The 1,118-nt window shown below is 69.6% G+C and carries 1 protein-coding gene; it reads left to right on the forward strand.

The genetic code is table 11. The annotated features are described in order from the left end of the window. Nucleotides 1-951: IS1380 family transposase (locus ACWDA7_RS53175; RefSeq protein WP_450615465.1), on the forward strand; the 951-nt coding region annotated here is incomplete at its 5' end. Between the last annotated feature and the right edge of the window lie 167 nt (nt 952-1,118).

Genomic DNA, 1,118 nt, shown 5'->3' on the forward strand with positions numbered 1-1,118 from the left:
CGCATCTACGGCCGGACCAAGCAGGGTGCCGAGTACGGCCGGTTCAAAGGCATCCGCACCCTCCACCCACTGCTGGCCACGATCTGCACTCCACAGTCCCGGCCGGTGATCGCCGCGGTGCGGATGCGCCGCGGCAAGGCAGCCGACTCCCGCGGCGCCCCGAAATTCGTCAGTGAAGCCCTGGCCACCGCCGCGGAGGCCGGCTGCACCGGCACCCGCATCCTGCGGGCAGACTCCCAGTTCTACAACGCCGGGGTAATCGCCGCCTGCCGCCGGGCCGGCGCCCACTTCTCGATCACCACCGGCATGAACCCCTCCATCAAACGGGCCGTCCTCGCCATCCCCGACGAGGCATGGCGGCAGATCACCTACCCCACCGCGGTGCCCGACCCGGACACCGGAGAACTCATCTCCGACGCCGAAGTCGCCGAGATACCCGCCTACACCGCCTTCGCCAGCCGGAAGAAAGCAGAGCGGGTCACCGCCCGGCTGATCGTGCGCCGGGTCCGTGACCTGGCCAAACCCGCCGCCGTGGGAGAGCAGGGTGAACTGTTCCCAGCCTGGCGCTACCACCCGTTCTTCACCGACAACCCCGCTCCGACGCTCCAGGCGGAGCGGGAACACCGCCACCACGCCGTCATCGAGCAGGTCATCGCGGACAGCAAAGCCTCTGCCCTGGCCCACCTGCCCTCCGGCCACTTCCACGCCAACTCCGCCTGGCTCACCCTGTGGGCCCTCACCTACAACCTGCTGCGTGCCACCGGCGCGCTCGCCTCCGCCTTCCACGCCAGGGCCACCACCGCGACCCTTCGTGCCCACCTGATCCACGTCCCGGCCCGGATCGCTCGTTCCGCACGGCGCATCACCCTGCACCTGCCGCACAACTGGCCCTGGCAACAGGCCTGGACACACCTCTTCGACACGCTCCACGCCCCGCCCGAGCCCGCCTGACAGTCCCTGCCCACCCGCCCCCCAGGGCCCGACCGGAACCGAACCTGTGGAAAAGCTGGGCAGACCAGCGGATACCACCTACCCACACCCGGCCCACCCGGCACCGAACCCGACCGAAGCCCACCAGAAGATCACTTTCAAACCACGTCGGTGGATCGAGGCTTAGG

It is taken from the genome of Streptomyces sp. NPDC001156, assembly GCF_053598275.1.